Here is a 20,039-nt window from a genome sequence, read left to right as displayed (position 1 = left end):
ATCCTCCTGCCCATACAGGAGGATCGTCTATTTAAAATATATCTGTTATCTTTCAGGGGCCACGGCGGGTTCGCCTTCTTCATCCAGCAGGACCGTTAACCCTGCGCCGCCTTCACCATAACAGTAAAGATAAGTAATACCAGTCTCTGTATCTTCTATGATCTTCGTTCCCGCGCCATCGTCGGATACTTCATGTAAAATAACCTTAAAACGGTTTGACTTATTCTTTTTATTTTTCATCTTGAGTTTTGTGCACACTCCTTACATTTTTTAATATTATATCAGAGTCTCTATGCTTTTTCGAGATTTTTCTGAAATTTTACTGGTTATTCACTGATGTTTAAGCGAAACTTAAACCTGAAAAGCCTATTCAAACCGGTTATCGATGATTCTGACAGATTTCTTTTCTGACCGCGGCAGCGAGCCGATAAAGCCTGCCTCCGGGATAACCGTGATGCCAATTTTAGATTTGAACTGGTAATTGACCTCTCTCTGGATATCCTCCTTATCCACCCCGTTCTCGACTTCAAACCGCAGATGAACCACATCCTTGCCGTTTTCATTCGCCACAATGGCCTGGTATTCTGAACTGACGCCATCAATCTCCTTTAACAGTTCGTCGATCTGTCCCGGATAAATGTTGACGGCCTTTACCTTGACCATATCATCGGTTCTGCCCACAATACGGTCGTGTCTCGGATGCTCCGAGCCGCAAGGACATGGGCCTGGGATAAAGCGGGTGATATCATGGGTGCGGTAGCGCAGCAGCGGTCCGCCTTCTTTGTGCAGAGTCGTGAGCACCATCTCGCCATAAGCGCCTTCCTCCACCGGCTCCAGTGTGTCGGGATCAATGATTTCCATAAAGAGGTAATCATCCCAATAATGCATGCCGCAGTGGTGATGGCAGTCAATGGAAATACCCGGCCCATAGATTTCGGTCAGACCATAAATATCAAAGATTTCAATCCCCAGCTCATCTACGATGCGCTTACGCATTTTATCGCCCCAGCGTTCTGAGCCGATGATGCCCCGCTTCAGCCTGATCTGATCCTGAAGCCCCTGTTTCGCCACTTCCTCCGCCAGCACCAGCGCGTATGAGGAGGTGCTGGCCAGAACCGTGGTCTGCATATCCACCAGCATCTTCAGCTGCTTCTGGGTATTGCCCGGCCCCATGGGGATAACCATGGCGCCAAGGCGCTCCGCCCCTGCCTGAAAGCCGATGCCCGCTGTCCACAGGCCATAGCCCGGCGTAATCTGGATGCGGTCTTTATTGTCCATACCTGCGTAGCGGTAGCAGCGTTCAAACATAATGGCCCAATCCTCCACATCCTTTCTGGTATAAGGAATGATGACAGGTTGTCCTGTGGTACCGGAGGAGGAATGAATCCGGACCACCTCTTCATCCGGTACAGCCTGAATTCCAAGGGGATACGCCTTTCTGAGCTCATCCTTATCGCTGAAGGGCAGCTTTCTGAAATCCTCCATGGTTTTAATGTCTCCGGCCGCAATGCCGTTTTCTTTGAATTTTCTCTGGTAAAAGGGGCTGGAAGCCTCCAGCCGGCTGACTAAGCTTTTTAATTCTTCTAACGGTTCTCTGATCATCTCTATCTCCTTGCTCGTTCTACAAATAAAAAAGACACATCCTTCTCTGTATAAAGGATGCGTCTGTTATGACCCACGGTACCACCTTTTTTCGCATTGCTGCGCACTTTATCCAAGGTGCCAACACACCTTCTCCGGTTAACGCCCTCGAAACGTTGTGAAATACTCGATTGCTCTTTCATCACACCCTCAGATGCCCATTATGCCCTGCTCGTTTATTACCGGTTTCCACCATTCCGGCTCTCTGTTAACACGTCACACGCTTTACTCCATCTTCAACGGTTTTACATTTGTTTACAGTATACCGTTCGGCCTGTTTCTTGTCAAGTTTAATCCTGCAATCGGATGATTTTGTTGGTGACACATACCCTCAGGTTCAGTTTTTTTCGGCCGCAGCCCTCGAAATCAATGGTTGCCATGTCTTTTTTTATTTCCAGAATAACGCCGCCGCCAAAGCCCTGGTGTACAACCGCCGCACCGGGCGTATAAGCCGAGCAGTCCACTTCCTTCAGTTCTGCCTTTCGGACAATGGCGACGTCAAAAATACCAAAGCCTTTCCCCTGGCCGGAGGGCCTTTTTCCAATAACACCACCCGTGATTTTTTCGCGCTGCGCATCCGGGGCTTTTTCCCCCAGAAAAACACGGACAAACTGTGATACCGGCCGACGGTTGTGCCGGCTGTTCTTTTTTCCCACCGAGATAAATTCTAGCTCGCGCCTAGCGCGGGTCACGCCCACATAAAAAAGACGGACCTCCTCACAGAAAAGGCGCCGGCCCTCCTCGCTGTCATCGAGCGCTGCCATTGATGGAAATTCCCCTTCCACCGCGTCGATGATAAAGACCTTTTCAAACTCCAGCCCCTTGCTGGAGTGAATCGTCGAAAAAGTCACATCGGTCTTTTGATGAGAGGATGCTCCCCGCAGCGCCTCCTGCAGGGTATCCAGCCGCTTTAAAAAGCCGTCCATGGTGGGTTCCCTTGCCGCCAGTGTTTTTAAAATATCCAGCTTCTGGTTCAACTGCTCCTCACGGTAGCCGCAGGAAACGCGGTAATCCAGATGTTCCCGGTAGCCCATCTTCCAGACAATAAAATCCAGCCCCTCCTGGGCGTTCATTGCGGCCAGCCGTTTAAAGGCCTCCCGGATATTTTCCACCTTTTCCGCGAGCCATTCGGGAATTTCGTCGAGGGACAGCAAGGCCTCAAAGACGTCCTGCCCCGGTTCTCTAAACCTTCCAACCTCCGTCACATTCCTTCTGGAGATGTTGCAGTTCATTTTGTAATAAATTTTTTCAAAGGTCTCATAGTCTGTTGGATCTGCGGCAAGGGCTGCAAAGCTTCGGATATCCTGCACGATGAAATGTGTAAAAAACAAAGGATTATGCTCCTTGACTGCATAAGGCACCCCCTCCCGCTCGAAGAGGTCTACCAGCGGGATAACCGACTCGTTATTGCGGTAGAGCACCGCGGTTTCCTTCCCCTCATTCTTAACCGATTTGAGAATGAACCAGTATTGCTCCTCCACAGATTTTACATACTCATGAACCGCGGGCACGCCCTTTTCGTTGTCTGTCCGCATATTTTTGACATAGCGTTCCTTGTTGAGCTTGATGAAGCGGTTGGCCGCATTCACAATCTGCTGTGTGCTGCGGTGGTTGGTTTCCATGAGCAGCACCTCCCCATGAGGATAGGTTTCCTTAAAGCTCAGCAGCCCGTCTGGATAAGCGCCGCGGAAGCCGTAGATGCTCTGATCCTCATCACCGACCATAAAGACGTTGCCGTCCGCTCCTGCCAGAAGGCGGATAATTTCATATTGGATTTTAGAGGTATCCTGGGCTTCATCGATATTGATATATTTATACTGACTGGTAAAGAGCTTCAGGAGCTCGGGATTTTTCTTAAGGAGAAGCCAGGCATATTTGAGCATATCATCAAAATCCATGAGATGCCGCCTGCGTTTATGGTCTTCATAAGCCTTAAACAGCTTTGCAAAATCCACATCGCCTACCTTCATTTTTTCGATTTCTTCCTCAGAAAGCAGCATATTCTTACAGTAGGTGATCGCCGACACAATGTCCACAATGTCGTTTTCAGCTGGGTAGCTCTTGAACAGCTCCTGAAAAAGCTCTCTGATAATGCTGCCGGTATTCTCGACAATCTGAAAGGCCCGGCGGTGGTATAAGCGCTCATAATTTCGGATAACTGACAGCGTAAAGCTGTGAATTGTGCTGAAGCGCAGCCCTTCGGCCCCTTTTTCTCCAAAAATATTCAGATAACGACGGCTCAGGTCACGGGCGCCTGCCTTGCTGAAGGTCAGCGTCAGGATGGACTCTGGCGGGATCTTCTTTACCCGGATCATATAGGCGATGCGGCAGATGACCACTGTGGTTTTTCCGCTGCCCGGCACAGCCAGCAGCAGCGTTGCTCCGGAGGTTCTGCCAACAGCCTCGCGCTGCTGGGCGTTAAGCTGCAATTTGTATTTTTTCATAAAGGCTTCCAGATTTTCCATGGCTAACTGATTTTCTCAAGCAGCTCAATAACCGCTTCTGCCGCCTGGCGCATCTGCTCAGTATTTGAAACCGCCGCCGGGTTATCGCCCTTCTGTGCCCCATAATCGCCAAAGCCTGCGTGGTTTCCCCCAGCAATCTCGGCCATGACAGGTCTTCCCGGATAGATTTCTTCCGCTGCCTGTACCTTGCCCAGATCCGCTACACCGTCATCGCTGCCCCAGAGCGAGACCACTTGGACATCTGCGTCCTTGATGCTGTCATCCGCCGGATAGGCGGCCAGAAAAAAAACACCCTTTACCTGCGTTTCTCTCTCTGCCAGCTCAGGCGCCATGGCTCCTCCCAGAGAATGTCCGCCGACTGCCCAGTTTTCGATTTCCGGGTGCAGAGCCATAATCCTGCTTCCCTGCTCCGGTGAGAGTACCGCCAGATTCATGGGCATTCTGGCTATATATACCGGATAACCCTGCTCCGCGATTTCCAAAGCCAATGGCGCGTAGGCCTCAGGCGCTACAAAGGCTCCGGGATAAAGAATGACCCCAGCTGCACCTTTCCGGCTTTCAGGCTCAAAAGCAACGGTCCCGTTATCTTCTACCGTGACACGGCTGTTTCCCTTCAGGGCTTCACGGGCTTCCGCCTCTGGCTGGTAGGTCATGCGGTTGACCGCGATTCCGCCGGCCGGCAATAAGAACAGCAGTGCTGCCGCCACACCGGCGAGCGTTTGTTTTAATCTTTTATGCTTCATATGATTTCCTTTTGTGACTTTAAAATTTCTTAACTTGACAACTTTTTTTGTCAATGATATACTTTTTGACAAGAATTCTTGTCAAATTAATTCTCTGGTTTCTCTATTATACCCGATATCCAAATCGCTGACAAACCGGAACCGAAAGGAAACAACCATGATCACAATAAACAACGTCACAAAAGCCTACGGAAAAAACAAAGCCAACAATGACCTCAACTTTACCGTTAATGACGGCGAAATCGCCATATTGCTGGGACCAAACGGCGCTGGAAAATCTACGATTATCAAATGTATCTGCGGGCTGCTCCGGTTCGAGGGAACCATCGAAATTAACGGGGCACCCTGCCGCTCCCTGGACGCCAAGCGCCAGCTGGGTTATATCCCGGAGCTTCCCGCCCTTTACGATATGCTGACGGTCGAGGAGCATCTGGAATTTATCGCCCGGGCTTACAGCCTCTCTGACTGGAAAGCAAAAGCTGACGCCCTCATCGAACGCTTTGAGCTTGACGACAAACGCAAAAAGCTGGGTAAGGAGCTGTCAAAGGGCATGCAGCAAAAGGTCAGCATCTGCTGCGCCCTGCTCTTTAGCCCCAGTGTTATCATCTTTGACGAGCCCATGGTAGGCCTTGACCCTCATGCGATCAAGGAGTTAAAGCTGCTTTTCTCTGAGCTCAGGGATCAGGGCGTTTCTCTGCTCATCAGCACACACATGATCGACTCGGTGGAGGATTATTGGGATGTGGCTCACATTATGATGAACGGCGAGATCCGGGCGACCCGGAGAGCCGAAGCTCTCGCTGAAGCCGGCGAATCTCTGGAGGCACTTTTCTTCAGCATTACCGAAGGCGAGGCTTAAAATGTCGAGTATTTTTTATCTTTGGAAAACAACTTTTAAAAACAGACTCCTCGACCTGAAAAACCATCCCAGCCATCTGGTTTTAGTGATTCTCGCGGTTCTGTTCTTTGGGTTCGCCCTTGTGACCACAGTGTTTACCCCCGGGGACAGCATCCCCCTCGCGGAAAGCCAGAATCTTCCCCTGATGGGCGCTGTTCTCATTGGTCTCTTTCTGTTCCTGCTGGTCACCCAGATACAAAAGGGCCTGTCCTCCGGGGGCAGTTTCTTTACCATGGCAGACGTCAACCTGCTCTTTCTGGCACCGGTTTCTCCAAGAAAGATTCTGGCCTACGGTTTGGCTAAGCAGGTCGGCATGTCGCTGCTGCTGGGCTTTTTTATCCTGTTTCAGGGGACAACGCTGCGGACCATGTTCGGCGTCGGCACGCCCGGCCTCATCGCCCTGTTTGCGGGCTACTGTTTATTTCTGGTAGTCGGGGAAATTCTGGCGCTCGCCATCTACTCCTACACCAGAGGCGATGATAAACGACGACGCGTGGTGAGAGCCGTGCTCTACTGCTTCGGTTTCCTGATCGCGGCGCTCTTCCTAAACGCCCTTTTTGAAACTCAGAATTTCTATACGGCGCTGCTGAACACAGCGGACTCAAGCCTGATGGAATACATCCCGGTTCTCGGGTGGACCAAGGGCTTCACCATGGGACTGATCGCCGGCGACTTTTTAAGGGCTCTGATCTTTCTGGTTCTGCTCATCGCCCTGATCGGCCTGATCATTCTGTACATCTGCCGCAGTGAATCGGACTATTACGAGGATGTGCTTCAATCGGCCGAAAAGACCTACACCACTAAGACCGCCGCCAAGGACGGACGCATCAGCGACACGAAGGACGCGTCCAAGATCAGCCGGAAAAAGACCGGTATCGGCCGCGGCCACGGTGCTTCTGTTTTCTTTTTCAAGCATCTGCTCGAAAACCGCCGCTCGGGTTACCTGTTTTTAAACCAGTTTACCCTGATCTGCACCGTGATCGCTATCCTGGCCAGCCTGCTGGCAAGGGAACATATCAGCCTGATGCTGATCTTTGGCATGCTGTGCTATCTCCAGGTTTTAACCGGAGCCATGGGACGCTGGGTTAAAGAGGTAACCCTGCCCTACATTTATATGATTCCACAGAGCCCGTTTAAAAAGCTGGTCTTTGCCAGTCTGGAATCTCTGGTGGACAGCTTTGTCAGCGGTCTGATTATCTTTATCCCCTGCGGTTTGATTCTGGGTGCTCCGGCAGCTGAAATCGCCGCGGTCATTGCGGCCCGGTTGGGGCTGGCCGCCCTTTTATCCGCTGGGAACATTCTGATCGAGCGTATTCTCGGCAATATGCACAGCAAAGTGCTGGTCGTAATGCTCTATTACCTGATCCTCGTTATCCTGCTGATTCCCGGCGCCATCGCCGGTGTAGCCGTCGGCTTTATCGCTGGAAGCCTGGCTGCCGGATTGTTTACAGACTGCGTGGTCAACGTGCTGATCGCTCTGATCATTCTGGCGCTCTGCCGCAATCTGCTGCACACCATGGAAATGAATATTCAATAGAACATAAAAAAAGATGTGCTTTTCAGCACATCTTTTTTTGCATTAATGAGAACATTGTCACTGGCACCGTGGCGCTCGGTATCCAGTGGTACTACTTGGTTTGTGTAGTTCTTTGGAGAGCTCATTGATACATTCGGCTTCTTTATTATAGCGCCCGCGCCCTGCTTTTTAAACCCATTATCGCAAGAATCACGTTTTAAAATTGATGTCACTGTGACACTTAAAGCTTTTCCCCGCTGATTTTGCTGATCTGGTCATAGACCCACTCTTTGTTTTTGCTGTCATAGGGGAGCTGTTCCCAGTATTTATCCACCATGGAATAGAAGGTGTTCACCGCTGCAAACTCCTCTGTAACGATTCGTTTGGAGAGGTCGTTATCAAAATGGAAATACGCTGCTGCGCCGTCCTTTACCCATATATTCAGGTTTTCGATCAACTCTGCAGACGCAGGCGGACGCAGGGCGATCTGAACCTTCGGGTCATTCTTAACAAACTTCAGGAAGGAGACCAGCTCCTTAATGACGTGCTTGCCCGAGACCTCTACCTTACGTTTCAGCAGCGCGGAGAAAACCGGTACTTCAATCACCGGATGCTGCCCCAAATTTTGGATATAGTCAAGACTTAAGATTATCCGAGTGTATCTTTCCTTAGATAAAAACTGACCAAGACCTATCCGGCAATTATCATAGTAGTCGATAAGCCGGCGTTCCTCATCGCCGCTCAGACAGAGGTCCATCAGAATCCCCTCAATAATTTTTTTCCCTGAAGAGAGAAAGGACATGGATGTGGCGATTACATACTGATCGGTATCGTTTCGGTTAAAACCCTCCATGTTTTCCCGCTTGAAATCATTGCAGACCACCCGGCTTCCCAGGTTCTTCGTCAGAGGCTGGAAGCGCTCGAGATGCCTTTCCAGAAAATTATCAAACTGAATCTGGCTCATGGGGTCGGTATAAATGGCAGAATAGGTATCGCCGTTTACATCGTTTATCCCCGCCAGGGTCTGTTTGCCCTTAATGCTGAAGATATAATCGTAAAAGGGCCTTTCCGCATCGTAACTGTAGTAAGCTTCAGCGTTTGTGGACAGCAGTATGGGCAGCCAGTATTCAAACATATTATAGACTTCTTCCTGGGGACGGTTTAAATAAATCATGGTAATGAGCTTTGTCTTATTTTTATCCGCGTCCAGAAAACGCTTCTGCACCTTTCGTGTATCGTTATTGCTTTGTCTGAAAATACGCGAATCCGCATCATATCCCCAAAAGGTCTCCCCCTTAGGCAGCGATGCCAGCGTATTAAACATATCATCCAGAGCATCCATTTTTCCAGTGACACCCTTATAAATTTTGTAGGTTGCAGTGTACAGGCTGTTGCCGCTTTCCTTATCCATGTATTTTGCTTCAAACTCTTTATCCACCAGCCACCGTGAGATACAGTTTTTGATATCCTGTTCTGTATCTACGGCTACGCCTGGTTCCAAAGAGGCGAAGAAGCGTTCCAGCGTGTGCAGACCCCGTTTGTCGTTAAACTTCATAATTGCCTGGACAATTTCCTCAAAATAAGGCGATTTTGGACTCAGCTCAACACGTCCATTTTTCCACCGGCTGATAATGGTTCTGTCGACGTGGACAGCCCGTGCAAGCTGTGCCCCCTGAATGTAGAGCATATCCATCAGATAAGCCAATGGTGTGGCGGGTTTCCTTGCCATTTCCCTGCCTCCTTTATTTATTATTAATTTACTTATTTATATACACTAAATGGCCATTTTAAAACAAAATGACGACATATTCTCCATTTAAGTCATTTTTAATTTTAATTTTTTCAACAAATGCACCATCTTCTCTATTTTAATCCATTGCATCCAAAAGTGCAAGCGTAATTCATGTACTAAAAAAAGAGCACCCGGAAGGGTACTCTTGGATTTATCTGTCTATGCGCCGTAATAAATCTGATCCAGAAGCTCGCTGAACTGTTCTCTGGTCGGTGACAGCGGGTTGGTCTGAGTACAGACATCCTTCATGGCTTTTCCGATAATAATATCCTTGCTTGCCTTAAAGTCTGCCTCGTCAATGCCCTGCTCCTTGAGTGATGTGGGAATCTTGATTTCCTTGCAAAGGGTGATGATGCTGTTGTACAGCATTTCCGCTGCGTCGCCGCTGACATTTGGAATACCAATGGCACTCAGGAGACGGTTATAAAGATGCTGCGCTCTGCCGCACTGTCCGTTGAAGCGGACAACATAGGGCAGTCCGATGGCATTGGCCAAACCGTGCGGTAAATGCCACTGCGCGCCGACAGCGTGGGCAATACTGTGGGTAATCCCCAGGCCTGCGCTGTTAAAGGCAATCCCAGCCATACAGGACGCGATCTGCATACTGGCCTTGGCTTCCAGATTGCCGCCGTTCACATAGCATTCGTACAGGCTTTTAAAGACCAGCTCGGCTGCCTTGGCCGCATAGCAGCGTGAAAACGGGTTGTTATTGGTGGAAACATAGGCTTCGACCGCATGGGTTAAAACGTCCATGCCTGTCGCCGCTGTGGCTCCTGGCGGAACGCTCTCGATTAATTTGGGTTCAAGAATCGCGGCGTCCGGCATCATGAGAATATCGGTAAGCGGAATCTTGGTGTTGTTTTTCTTGTCGGTAATAACCGCATACTCCGTTACTTCGGAGCCGGTACCGGCCGTTGTCGGCATGGCGATGAAGTATGGTTTTTTTATGTAGTCTTCCTCAAAGAACATTTTTTTGAAATTATAGCAGTAATAGATAATGGCCTTTGCCGAGTCGATGGCAGACCCACCGCCAAGGGCAATCAAAGCATCTGGCTTTTCCATCAGGATGTGTGTCAGTCCCTTTTCCACGATTTCTGTAGACGGGTCTGGTTCAACGTCGGAGAAAACATGGTATTTAATGTTATGCTTATCTAAAACATCTGTCAGCATTTTCAGCAGGCCAAATTTAACCATCCCCTCATCCGTTACGATGCAGACCTGTTTAAAGTCATGATTTCCAACCTGTTCTATGGCGCCAATACCGTAGTAGATGGCCGGCTTTACCTGAAAAAACCGTATATCGTTCAATTTGCTCATATTACCCTCCTTAGTATATTCGCTCAATAGTTTGCATAATTCGTCAATTTGTATTATATCAAGTTTTTTGATGAGCGGAAAGACGATCACAAAATTTTGTTGTAAATGAACCAGTATGTATCCGTCCGCCAAAAGTTTAACAAAGTTTTTTCTTTAAGCTTTTATCCTGAAAACCTTTTTGGTTTTACTTGACATTGATTTTTTATTTCGATACACTGAGATTACCCTTATTTCCGGCTTGAAAAAGCAGGAAATAAGGGTATGTACCAGGTATCAATACTACTGATTAAAAGGAGCATCCCATGATTAAACACCTAAAGCCCTATCTCGTAAAATACCGGCTTCCGTCACTTCTGGCGCCAGTCACGGTTATCGTCGAGGTTCTTCTGGAAATCCAGATTCCTTTTTTAATGGCTAAAATCGTGGATCAGGGCATCACGACGCGTGATCTGAGCTACGTTTTTCAAATCGGTGCCATCATGGTGCTGGTGGCCCTCTGTTCATTGCTTTTTGGCGTTCTCTCCGGGCGTTTTGCCGCCAGGGGGGCCATGGGCTTTGGCAGTGAGATCCGCAAGGCAGTTTTTGACAAGATTCAGGAATTTTCTTTTGCGAATATCGACCGTTTCAGCACCCCGTCGCTGGTCACCCGCCTGACGACCGATATTACCAACACGCAGATGGCTTACATGATGGTTATCCGCGTGCTGGTGCGCGCACCAGTTATGCTGGTCAGCGCCACCATCATGGCCGCGGCCATCAACGGCGATCTCGTCCGTGTTTTTCTCATTGTTATTCCCATTCTGGCCGTTGCCCTGGCAGCGATGTCCACCCTGGCCTTTCCGCGTTTTAATGCCATGCTCAAAAAATACGACGGGCTCAACGCGCAGGTCCAGGAAAATCTCATCGCCATCCGTGTCGTCAAGGCCTTTGTGCGGGCGCGGTACGAAAAAGAAAAATTTGCCGAAGCCAACAACAGCTTGATGCGGGCATCCCTGGCCGCTGAAAAAATTATCATCCTCGGCATGCCCATCATGATGCTGACCATGTACGCCACCATCATCGCGATCCTATGGTTTGGGGGCAATATGATCATCGGCGGCACTCTGCTGACCGGAGAACTCATCAGCTTTATTTCCTATGTGACGCAGATTCTCATGTCCTTAATGATGATCGCCCAGGTTTTTATCATGATCGTCCTCTCCCGCTCCTCGGTCGCCCGCATTGTTGAGGTACTGGAAGAGCCCATCAGCATTACCGATGAAAATGCCGCGCCGTCTCTTACAGCCGTGGACGGCAGCATCCAATACAAAAATGTTTCTTTCAAATACCAGGAGGACGCGGCTGAAAACATTTTGTCCGGCATCAGTTTCTCCATCGCCTCCGGCGAGACTGTCGGTATCATCGGAGGAACCGGCTCGGCAAAAACAACGCTGGTTCAGCTCATCCCAAGGCTTTATGACGTAACCGGCGGACAGGTCTTGGTCGGCGGCCATGACGTTCGGGATTATACCCTGGACCACCTGCGTTCAGCTGTCGCCATGGTGCTCCAGAAAAACGTTCTGTTTTCAGGGACAATCAGGGACAACCTAAAATGGGGCGATGAAAACGCCACAGACGAAGAGGTCATCGCTGCCGCCAAAGCGGCCTGCGCCCATGACTTTATCATGTCCTTCCCGGAGGGCTACGACACCTATCTGGGCCAGGGCGGCGTGAACGTGTCCGGCGGACAGAAGCAGCGTCTCTGTATTGCCAGGGCGCTCCTGAAAAAGCCTAAAATTATCATTCTGGACGACAGCACCAGTGCGGTGGACACGGCTACTGACGCCGCCATTCGCGAGGGCTTCCGTCAGAATCTGAAAGACACCACAGCCATCATTATCGCCCAGCGCATTTCCTCTGTCAGCGACGCGGACAAGATCATCGTGCTGGACGAAGGCCGCATCGACGCCATCGACACCCACGAAAACCTTTTAGAAAACAATGCGATTTACCGCGAGGTCTTTCATTCACAGCAGAAAGGAGTGGAGGAATAATGCCAAAGAAAAAAAGCGTTCAGAAACCCAAAAATATCAAAAAAACACTGTTCCGTATTTTCGGCTACATGGCAAAACGCAGGTTACTGCTGGTCCTTGTCATACTCTTTGTCTTTATCAGCTCCGGCGCCACCGTGGCCGGCACATACTTTTTAAAGCCCATCATCAATCAGGGAATCGTGCCGCTCATCGGCAAGCCCCTCACACCCGGCGCACTCATGCCCTTTGTCCAGATGCTGCTGCTTATGGGCGGCATTTATCTGGCCGGTGCGGCCTGTGCCTATGCCTATAACCGGATGATGATCGTGATCTCCAACGGGACCCTGAACGCTGTGCGGCGAGATCTTTTCAACAGCATGGAGGATCTCCCGATCAAATATTTCGATACCCACACCCACGGTGAGCTCATGAGCCGTTATACCAACGATGTCGATACCCTGCGCGAAGCCATCGCCATGAGTCTTCCCCAGATGCTGACCGCCACGGTCACTGTGGCCGGCACCTTTATCATGATGCTGATTTTGAGTCCGCTGCTGACCTTGATTGTCATCGGTATGCTTGTGGTCATGTACTTTGTGATAAAAATTGTAGGAAGCCGCAGCGCACGGGGCTTTAAAGCCCAGCAGAAGGCTCTCGGCGAAACCAACGGCTATATCGAGGAAATGATTGAGGGACAAAAGGTCATTAAGGTTTTCTGCCACGAAGACATTGTCAAAAATGATTTTGCCGAGCTCAACGACAAACTGAGAAACGCCTCTACCCAGGCGCATACCTACGCCAATGTGCTCATGCCCATCATGGGAAATCTTTCCTATGTGCAATACGCCTTAACAGCTGCTTTTGGGGCTGTGCTGGTCATTATGGGGAGCATGGACTTAGGCTCCATCGCCTCCTTTTTACAATATACGCGTTCCTTTTCCCAGCCCATCACCCAGATTTCTCAGCAGTTTAACGCCCTGCTGACCGCTCTGGCCGGAGCTGAACGGATCTTTGAAGTCATCGACGCCGAACCGGAAAAGGACGAGGGCTATGTAACCCTCGTCAATGTCTGTGAGGCCGATGACGGCACACTGACCGAGTGCAAAGAGGTGACAAACACCTGGGCATGGAAGCATCCCCATCACGACGGTACGCTGACCTATGAAAAGCTACGGGGCGACGTACGGTTTCATGACGTCACCTTTGGCTACAGCGACGACAAAATGGTACTGCATAATGTCTCGCTTTTTGCCAAGCCCGGCCAGAAGATCGCCTTTGTCGGCTCAACCGGCGCAGGAAAAACCACCATCACTAACCTTATCAACCGCTTTTACGAGGTACAGGAGGGTAAAATCACCTACGATGGCATCAACATCAAAAAAATCCGGAAGGTTGATCTGCGGCATTCCCTCGCAATGGTTCTTCAGGACACTCATCTGTTCACCGGCACTGTGGCCGATAATATCCGCTATGGACGCCTAAACGCCACCGATGAGGAAGTCCACGCCGCCGCCGAGCTGGCCAACGCAGACTTTTTTATCCGACATCTGCCCCAGGGCTACGACACCATGCTGACCTCCGACGGCGCTAACCTGAGCCAGGGCCAGCGGCAGCTTCTGGCCATTGCCCGGGCAGCAGTCGCCAACCCTCCGGTGCTCATTCTCGACGAAGCCACCAGCTCCATCGATACCCGCACCGAAGCCCTCATCGAACGTGGAATGGATAAACTCATGGAAGGACGGACTGTTTTCGTCATCGCCCACCGCCTGTCAACCGTTCGAAACGCCGACGCCATCATGGTGCTGGAGCATGGGCGCATCATCGAGCGCGGCGATCACGAGGAATTATTAAAACAAAAAGGAAAATACTACCAGCTCTATACCGGACAGTTTGAGCTGGATTAAAAAAAGAGGCCGTCTGGCCTCTTTTTCAGATTTTGTCATAAAATTAAAACATACTTAATCACACACCCCGCATTGATCACCAGTCTCCAAACGTTACGCGGACAGCCAGCTCTTGTCAGAGAGTCCTCCGGCACATACGAGATCTTACTTACTGCTGCTTCCTTCCGGACCTGACAGGGTTCATAAGTTCATATTGCGAAGGGTCCAACCGTCAACACCACTTACCCGCGGCAGACTTCAAATTCTGGCACCTCTTTGGGGAATTCAGCCCTGCTGTAGCGGATTGCAGGTTACAGGGCACCGCTAGTTCCCCGCCTAGTGTGATTAAGTATGTTTACTGCGAATACACAGTGAATCTACAATATTTCATATTATACAGAACAACCTCTTTACTGTCAAGAACTTTAAGCAGAAACAAGAATTGTCCGCTGCTCTGTCTTTGCCGCAAAAGCCCCATTCTCCGGTCAGAGAATGGGGCTTTTGATTATATCTCTTCTTCCAATAAAGCCTTTTGTCCTTTTTCTTCTGTTTTTTCTCTTTTCATCAGCAGTCCGGTAACCGGCTCAATGGCCACAGCCACTAAGATGCCGCAGGCCAGTCCCAAAATAACGCCAGCCAGATTCTGTCCTCCCTGGGAAAAGGTTACTGTCAAACCGGCAAAAACAAGCGGCACTACGTTGAGCCAGGTTTTTGCCAACGGGATCATGTGTACCGCGCAGACCACAAAGGTGATAAGCAGTGTGCACGTGCCTGTCACCAACCCCACGTTCAGGCCAAGATTTCTCAGAAAGCCGTCCATTTGCAGGTACAGTAAAGCCCATACCACGCCGCAGACCATGCAGCATAAATAGTTTGGTGTCTTTTTAAGCTCTGCACCCGACGCAAAAGTAACTCCCAGTCCGATAAAAATCGGCCACATGAGATTTCCAAAAGGACTAACCTGATAAATGCCCAGAACCGCACCGGCCAGCACGCCAGATACTAAACTCATTTTCAGCAGATAGCTGGTATTCGTATTCATTTTCATCCCCCTAACTGATTAAAAAAAACACATAGCTGTACACAAGCTCTTCCATTCCCTGGAGGCTGTCCATAGCATACTCTGCCGCTACTTCTGGTATCTCGTATTTTTCAAGCGTTTCTTCCGGATTTCTGTAGTATTCTGATTTCATTTGATCTCCCCCTATGCGTAAACAGCATACTCTCTGACAAATCGGAGCACTGCTTTTAAATTTTCCGGATTAATGTCCCGGATCGTCAACAGATTTTTGTCCAGCGCAAAAATATACTTTCCGCCCGGCGCCAGAATATCCACGACTTCCTTTGCCTTATCCAGACATTCCTGTTCTGTTCCGGTTTTCAGCACGCCCATTGGATAAAAGCCCGCCAGGATGTGTTTTTTCCCAAGCTTCTCCTTGACTGCTGCCGGATCGCCTTCTTCAAAAATCATCATTGTGTTTTCTGGCAGCTCAAGAAGATAATCGTAGTAGCGGGACCAGTCCTGCTCAACAAAAATGGTGGCTCCCACGCCTGCTTCATCGAGCGCCTCCACATATTTTTTAAAACTCGGCCAGTAAAAGCGCTCAAAATCCTTTGTCCGCATATATGGCGCCATGTGCAGCGGAATAAAAGTTCTCTGATACCGGCTTGAATTCGGCTTGATTCCGGCCTTCACCATACACGGCAGCAGCGCCTCGCAGGCGGCCTCCACCTTATCCGGGCACCGCCTCATATCCTTGCTGATACCCGTAAAGGAACGAAGCTGATCCGACAAAACATCAAAAGGTGTACAGGCGGCTGTACAGGCCATATTATAAACAGCCTTCCCGTGTTTTTCCGCAATTTTCAGGTACCCTGCATCGAGCTGATCCATCACTGAATAAAAAGTGAACATTCCCTTTGCAAAAGCCGCCTTTCCCTCAAATCCCTCTTTGCCAAATTCGCTGTAAATTTGCGGCAGCGCCCTGTCACAAATGGTTTTTAACGGATCGGCAATCAGATCATCGTACTCCTTTTCGCTCAGACTCGTCACCTCTGGGTGCTGCAAAAAGCCGTCGCCCCCCATGACGAAATTCTTTGCTCCCAGCATTTTGTACATCTGCGGAATACGGACCATCGTCGCAAAAATCGAATCGGTGTCAAAATCTCCGGTTGTCATTTCAATGGCTTCCAGATTTTTTTCTATGCTGTATTGTTCTCTTCTCAAATCAAATCCGGCATATCCCAGGCAGAATGAATTGTCTCCAGAGCTGAGAATCGGGACTCGTTTGGGCATTTTTCCATCAAAAACATCTTCAAACAGCTGGTTCTTTTCTGCTGTTTTCTCTTGAATACTCATATTTTTCCCCTTAAATTTTATATTTACTTGCAAGTAATTACCTGTGAGTAAATATATCAGAATTTTAAAAATTTGTCAATATTAATTTGCAACGCATTCAAAATTATGTTTTAATATTTAAGTAATTAGTCGGAGGTAAAATACAGTGAAGCGTAAAGAAAATGGCAACACCAAGCAGAAAATATATGAAACCGCAAAGCGGCTCTACATCGAGCACGGTTATTTTAATATTTCCAACAAACGCCTTTCAGAGGAGTCCGGCATCAATCAGGGACTGATCACCTACTATTTTAAAAGCAAAAAAAATATAGCCCTCTCTGTTTTGACAGAGGACTATTATATTCTTTCGGGTTATTTAAAATACTTTATCACCCCCGAGGATGATCCCTTGATTTATATCGTCACCTTTATGAATGTCACCTTTCAGATTCGGAAACATGACCCAAAGGCCCGGCGCTTTATTTCGGATGTCATGCAGGAGGACCTGCTGGAGGAATTCGCGCTGGTCAACCAAAAGGAGGAATATCTGACGCTTCTCAAAAAAAGCAAAGGCTCTTCCGAAAATCCGGACACACAGCTGAAGCTGGTGCTGGCAACGGTGTATGGCACGCAGCGCACGATACAGCGTCTGATCAATGAAAATCTGGAGCTGAGCTATGATGATTATTTCCGGTATATGATCGAGGTTCTGCTTTTCGCCCTTAACCTTCCAGAAAAACCGGATATGCTCGACACCCTTATCCGTAAATCCAACAGCGCCACAAAACAGCTGTTTGACACTTATCCTCACCTTCTGAATGAGGCTGATTATCTTTACAAAAAATAAAAAAAGAGCTCTCGCTCTTATTCTCATATTATGGCGGACAGGGAGGGATTCGAACCCTCGGTACGTTATTCACGTACACACGCTTTCCAGGCGTGCTCCTTCAACCAGCTCAGACACCTGTCCGCAGATGCAGCTGCTCTCTTTATGAGACGCTATGTTATTGTAAGCACATTTAATAATTATAATGGCAAAGCATGCATTTGTCAATCCTTATTTCTCTAATTTTTTCAAAAAGCTGCGCGGCAGACAAATTTAGATTAAATAAAGACAGCAGGCGGATAATTATGGTAAAATACAATTAAAGGACAGTGAAATGCTTGAATATTTAGACTCGGTGGATGCTGTCAAGCAGTGGCTGCTCAGCTTTGGCGGCTGGACACCGTTTATTTATTTTTTATTTCAGATTCTCCAGGTTATTATCGCGCCGATTCCGGGCGGCACGACCACTTTAGTGGGCGGTGCGCTTTTTGGCTGGATAAAGGGCTTTCTGCTCAGTGAAGCGGGCATTATGATCGGAACAGCGGCGGCCTTCGGCATTGCGAAAAAGCTGGGCCGGCCGGTTATCTTAAAGTGGGTTCCTTCCAGATGGACGGATAAGCTGGATAATATCCGCGATTCCCGTTTGAACATGGTGCTGTTTCTGATCTTTCTGTTTCCCGGATTCCCCGATGATATTTTCTGTTATCTGGCCGGGCTTACCAAGATGAATTTTAAAACATTTATGCTCATTGCGGTGCTGGGGCGTACTCCGGGATTTTTGATGACAACACTCATGGGTGCAGGAATCATGCAGGATAACCCAATCCGTCTGATGATCGCTCTCGGGCTGTACGGCGTCTTTGCCGGCGTGCTGATTTTTAACAAAAAACGGATGGAAACCTATCTGGAGAACAGTAAAAAACACAAAGGAGATCATTCTTAAATATGGACAATAAAGACGCCAAGCAGTGTCACCGGCTGTTTCTCAGCGAACTGGCCACCATGGTGGTCTGTGGCTATCTGGTATATCTGCTCTCCACCACCCTGGAGGGCGGCCTCGATATCCGGCTCATGCTGCCGGGAGGCATTTTAATCTTCACTTTGCTCCAGGGCTGCGGTTACTGGCTGTACCGTGACCGGGCGGCCTCCGGCAATCCGGTTAACCGGGCGGCAGTTCTTCGGATTTTCTCCCTGCTCAAACGGGTCACGCCTTTTGTAATCGGGCTTTACCCTTTACTCTTATTCGTGCTGCTGTTTGCGGACCGCAGCGCACTATTTGTCCCCTTTAACCTTTTCGGCCTGATCCTGCTGTTTTTTTCGATTGCCGAATATGTTAATTATTATCATTTCAGTATGAATATCTGGAATTTCAAAGCGCGTACCCCGTCGGACTTATCCGAGGAGCTGGCTGCATTTAACCAAAAGGAGGAATAAAACATGCGCATTATTATTGACGGTGATGCCTGCCCCAAGGGCGTTCGTAATATTTGTGAGGAAACTGCCGCTTCCTACAAAATTCCGCTGCTGATGGTCGCTGATACCGCCCATGATTTCGAAGGTGATGATGACTGCGAGGTAATCCGGGTGGATCAGGGCCGCGATGCCAGCGATTATAAAATCGCCGGGATGGCTGAACCGCAGGACATTATTATAACCCATGATTACGGACTGGCTGCCCTTGTTCTCGAAAAGGCCACCGCGGTTCTCAGCCCGTCGGGTTTTGTGTACAGCTCCGCCAATATTGACGAGCTGCTCTACCAGCGCTTTTTAAACCAAAAGCAGCGCCAGGCAGGCCACGCCACCAAAATAAAAAAACGGACGCCGGAGGACGACGCCGTTTTCAAACGAATGCTCATGACCTTTGTGGCACCTGTTGAGCTGATTCAGGAATAGTTTAATCACCCACCCCAAGATCTGTGTTGTTTATCAGCACACAGATTTTTGGGTTTTTTTGCAGTTCGGGCAGGCTGTATTCGGCAAACCACCGGAGCAGCTCGGGATCGGCCTTTACAGGGGTGCTGTTGTCATTGAAGATATTGACATAAACGCGCGAGAAATATTCTGTGGCTGTGGCAATATCCTGCTCAAACTGATCGGGTGACTGTCCAGTCATACCAAACAGCAGGCAGCATTCATCATAGATTTCCGCGATGGATTCCGGGGGCAGGTCATAACCCATCCCTTTCAGCATGATTTCCTCCCGGTATTGCTCGTCAAAGGTCTCGATCCCGATACGGGGGTGGAGGCAGATCCCTTCCTTTGCCAATTCATCCTTCAGGGCGCGGGTTTGTTTGTGAAGAAGCCAGTGGCTTTCCATGTGCAGATGACAAATGGCTTTTTGTCGGCAAATTTCAAGCACACGCTTTCTTGTCACACCCGGCAGTTCAAAGTATGAGCCTGAGTTGAGCACCACAAGACGTCCTAAAGCGCCTGTTACCTGGTCGAGCACCCGGTCATTCAGGGCTATGGACACCGAATCCGGGCCGCTGTCCATATGGTAATCACAGAAGCTGCATTTTTTCCAGAAGCAGCCCCGCCCCATGAGCAGGACGATCTCCTGGGGCAGAGCATCTTCGGGCAGCCGGCTGTAGCGTTCTTCAAATTTCAT

Annotated in this window: 18 protein-coding genes, 1 tRNA gene and 1 other RNA gene; 8 read left to right on the top strand and 12 right to left on the bottom strand. The window is 49.2% G+C overall.

Annotated features, from left to right (window positions below; genetic code table 11):
- Positions 1-45: 45 nt before the first annotated feature.
- From I2B62_RS14575 to I2B62_RS14560, 4 genes are all read right to left on the bottom strand, one after another.
- Complete coding sequence (locus tag I2B62_RS14575; RefSeq protein ID WP_013382635.1) at positions 46-240, bottom strand: DUF6440 family protein; 195 nt, start codon at positions 238-240, stop codon at positions 46-48.
- Between the two features lie 126 nt (positions 241-366).
- Complete coding sequence (locus I2B62_RS14570) at positions 367-1,602, bottom strand: phenylacetate--CoA ligase (RefSeq protein ID WP_195269800.1); 1,236 nt, start codon at positions 1,600-1,602, stop codon at positions 367-369.
- Between the two features lie 329 nt (positions 1,603-1,931).
- Entirely contained in the window at positions 1,932-4,085 is a 2,154-nt protein-coding gene (locus tag I2B62_RS14565) for an ATP-dependent helicase (RefSeq protein ID WP_243259535.1), read from the bottom strand.
- Between the two features lie 23 nt (positions 4,086-4,108).
- On the bottom strand, positions 4,109-4,849 hold the full coding sequence (locus tag I2B62_RS14560) for an alpha/beta hydrolase (RefSeq protein WP_195269798.1): 741 nt from the start codon (positions 4,847-4,849) through the stop codon (positions 4,109-4,111).
- Between the two features lie 157 nt (positions 4,850-5,006).
- Between I2B62_RS14560 and I2B62_RS14555 the strand changes: the two genes are divergently transcribed.
- Positions 5,007-5,708, top strand: a complete 702-nt coding sequence (locus I2B62_RS14555) for an ABC transporter ATP-binding protein (RefSeq protein ID WP_195269797.1) — start codon at positions 5,007-5,009, stop codon at positions 5,706-5,708.
- Position 5,709: 1 nt separating this feature from the next.
- Complete coding sequence (locus tag I2B62_RS14550; protein WP_195269796.1) at positions 5,710-7,284, top strand: putative ABC exporter domain-containing protein; 1,575 nt, start codon at positions 5,710-5,712, stop codon at positions 7,282-7,284.
- Positions 7,285-7,504: 220 nt separating this feature from the next.
- Here I2B62_RS14550 and I2B62_RS14545 read toward each other — a convergent pair whose 3' ends face one another.
- Positions 7,505-8,992 carry a hypothetical protein gene (locus tag I2B62_RS14545; RefSeq protein WP_195269795.1) on the bottom strand — a complete coding sequence of 496 codons (1,488 nt, stop codon included), beginning with the start codon at positions 8,990-8,992 and terminating at the stop codon, positions 7,505-7,507.
- A 222-nt stretch (positions 8,993-9,214) separates the two neighbouring features.
- Positions 9,215-10,372, bottom strand: coding sequence for a 1-propanol dehydrogenase PduQ (locus tag I2B62_RS14540; RefSeq protein WP_195269794.1), 1,158 nt, complete (start codon positions 10,370-10,372; stop codon positions 9,215-9,217).
- Positions 10,373-10,674: 302 nt separating this feature from the next.
- Here I2B62_RS14540 and I2B62_RS14535 point away from each other — a divergent pair, with 302 nt between their 5' ends.
- On the top strand, positions 10,675-12,405 hold the full coding sequence (locus I2B62_RS14535) for an ABC transporter ATP-binding protein (RefSeq protein WP_195269793.1): 1,731 nt from the start codon (positions 10,675-10,677) through the stop codon (positions 12,403-12,405).
- A complete protein-coding gene (locus I2B62_RS14530; protein WP_195269792.1) occupies positions 12,405-14,288 on the top strand; it encodes an ABC transporter ATP-binding protein in 1,884 nt (627 codons plus the stop codon). The genes I2B62_RS14535 and I2B62_RS14530 overlap by 1 nt, the downstream gene beginning before the upstream one ends.
- A gap of 58 nt (positions 14,289-14,346) precedes the next feature.
- On the opposite strand, the gene ffs is transcribed toward I2B62_RS14530, so the two are convergent.
- From ffs to I2B62_RS14510, 4 genes are all read right to left on the bottom strand, one after another.
- An RNA gene (ffs, locus tag I2B62_RS14525) (signal recognition particle sRNA large type) lies at positions 14,347-14,612 on the bottom strand.
- 160 nt (positions 14,613-14,772) lie between these two features.
- Entirely contained in the window at positions 14,773-15,309 is a 537-nt protein-coding gene (locus tag I2B62_RS14520) for a DUF1097 domain-containing protein (RefSeq protein WP_195269791.1), read from the bottom strand.
- A gap of 10 nt (positions 15,310-15,319) precedes the next feature.
- A complete protein-coding gene (locus I2B62_RS14515; protein ID WP_195269790.1) occupies positions 15,320-15,460 on the bottom strand; it encodes a hypothetical protein in 141 nt (46 codons plus the stop codon).
- Positions 15,461-15,471: 11 nt separating this feature from the next.
- Entirely contained in the window at positions 15,472-16,626 is a 1,155-nt protein-coding gene (locus I2B62_RS14510; protein ID WP_195269789.1) for a uroporphyrinogen decarboxylase family protein, read from the bottom strand.
- 145 nt (positions 16,627-16,771) lie between these two features.
- Here I2B62_RS14510 and I2B62_RS14505 point away from each other — a divergent pair, with 145 nt between their 5' ends.
- Entirely contained in the window at positions 16,772-17,452 is a 681-nt protein-coding gene (locus tag I2B62_RS14505) for a TetR/AcrR family transcriptional regulator (protein ID WP_195269788.1), read from the top strand.
- Between the two features lie 31 nt (positions 17,453-17,483).
- Here the strand turns inward: I2B62_RS14505 and I2B62_RS14500 are convergent.
- Positions 17,484-17,575, bottom strand: a tRNA-Ser gene (locus I2B62_RS14500).
- A 190-nt stretch (positions 17,576-17,765) separates the two neighbouring features.
- Between I2B62_RS14500 and I2B62_RS14495 the strand changes: the two genes are divergently transcribed.
- From I2B62_RS14495 to I2B62_RS14485, 3 genes are read left to right on the top strand one after another with little or no spacing between them, the layout of a single operon-like run.
- On the top strand, positions 17,766-18,374 hold the full coding sequence (locus I2B62_RS14495; RefSeq protein WP_195269787.1) for a TVP38/TMEM64 family protein: 609 nt from the start codon (positions 17,766-17,768) through the stop codon (positions 18,372-18,374).
- 2 nt (positions 18,375-18,376) lie between these two features.
- The gene (locus tag I2B62_RS14490) at positions 18,377-18,865 is read left to right on the top strand and encodes a hypothetical protein (protein WP_195269786.1); all 489 of its coding nucleotides are present in this window, start codon (positions 18,377-18,379) and stop codon (positions 18,863-18,865) included.
- A 3-nt stretch (positions 18,866-18,868) separates the two neighbouring features.
- Positions 18,869-19,324 (top strand): DUF188 domain-containing protein, encoded by a 456-nt coding sequence (locus tag I2B62_RS14485; protein ID WP_195269785.1) that lies wholly within the window; start codon positions 18,869-18,871, stop codon positions 19,322-19,324.
- A 1-nt stretch (position 19,325) separates the two neighbouring features.
- Here I2B62_RS14485 and I2B62_RS14480 read toward each other — a convergent pair whose 3' ends face one another.
- Positions 19,326-20,039, bottom strand: coding sequence for a radical SAM protein (locus I2B62_RS14480; RefSeq protein ID WP_195269784.1), 714 nt, complete (start codon positions 20,037-20,039; stop codon positions 19,326-19,328).

This window comes from Eubacterium sp. 1001713B170207_170306_E7 (assembly GCF_015547515.1).
Classification (GTDB): Bacteria; Bacillota; Clostridia; order Eubacteriales; family Eubacteriaceae; genus Eubacterium.
Note: the sequence above shows the minus strand (reverse complement) of the source record. Positions and strands in the feature narration are given on the sequence as shown.

Excerpts from the sequence above, each read along its gene's own strand:
- I2B62_RS14575 (WP_013382635.1), bottom strand. The coding sequence starts at position 240 with ATGAAAAATAAAAAGAATAAGTCAAACCGTTTTAAGGTTATTTTACAT.
- I2B62_RS14570 (WP_195269800.1), bottom strand. The coding sequence starts at position 1,602 with ATGATCAGAGAACCGTTAGAAGAATTAAAAAGCTTAGTCAGCCGGCTG.
- I2B62_RS14565 (WP_243259535.1), bottom strand. The coding sequence starts at position 4,085 with ATGAAAAAATACAAATTGCAGCTTAACGCCCAGCAGCGCGAGGCTGTT.
- I2B62_RS14560 (WP_195269798.1), bottom strand. The coding sequence starts at position 4,849 with ATGAAGCATAAAAGATTAAAACAAACGCTCGCCGGTGTGGCGGCAGCA.
- I2B62_RS14555 (WP_195269797.1), top strand. The coding sequence starts at position 5,007 with ATGATCACAATAAACAACGTCACAAAAGCCTACGGAAAAAACAAAGCC.
- I2B62_RS14550 (WP_195269796.1), top strand. The coding sequence starts at position 5,710 with ATGTCGAGTATTTTTTATCTTTGGAAAACAACTTTTAAAAACAGACTC.
- I2B62_RS14545 (WP_195269795.1), bottom strand. The coding sequence starts at position 8,992 with ATGGCAAGGAAACCCGCCACACCATTGGCTTATCTGATGGATATGCTC.
- I2B62_RS14540 (WP_195269794.1), bottom strand. The coding sequence starts at position 10,372 with ATGAGCAAATTGAACGATATACGGTTTTTTCAGGTAAAGCCGGCCATC.
- I2B62_RS14535 (WP_195269793.1), top strand. The coding sequence starts at position 10,675 with ATGATTAAACACCTAAAGCCCTATCTCGTAAAATACCGGCTTCCGTCA.
- I2B62_RS14530 (WP_195269792.1), top strand. The coding sequence starts at position 12,405 with ATGCCAAAGAAAAAAAGCGTTCAGAAACCCAAAAATATCAAAAAAACA.
- I2B62_RS14520 (WP_195269791.1), bottom strand. The coding sequence starts at position 15,309 with ATGAATACGAATACCAGCTATCTGCTGAAAATGAGTTTAGTATCTGGC.
- I2B62_RS14515 (WP_195269790.1), bottom strand. The coding sequence starts at position 15,460 with ATGAAATCAGAATACTACAGAAATCCGGAAGAAACGCTTGAAAAATAC.
- I2B62_RS14510 (WP_195269789.1), bottom strand. The coding sequence starts at position 16,626 with ATGAGTATTCAAGAGAAAACAGCAGAAAAGAACCAGCTGTTTGAAGAT.
- I2B62_RS14495 (WP_195269787.1), top strand. The coding sequence starts at position 17,766 with ATGCTTGAATATTTAGACTCGGTGGATGCTGTCAAGCAGTGGCTGCTC.
- I2B62_RS14490 (WP_195269786.1), top strand. The coding sequence starts at position 18,377 with ATGGACAATAAAGACGCCAAGCAGTGTCACCGGCTGTTTCTCAGCGAA.
- I2B62_RS14485 (WP_195269785.1), top strand. The coding sequence starts at position 18,869 with ATGCGCATTATTATTGACGGTGATGCCTGCCCCAAGGGCGTTCGTAAT.
- I2B62_RS14480 (WP_195269784.1), bottom strand. The coding sequence starts at position 20,039 with ATGAAATTTGAAGAACGCTACAGCCGGCTGCCCGAAGATGCTCTGCCC.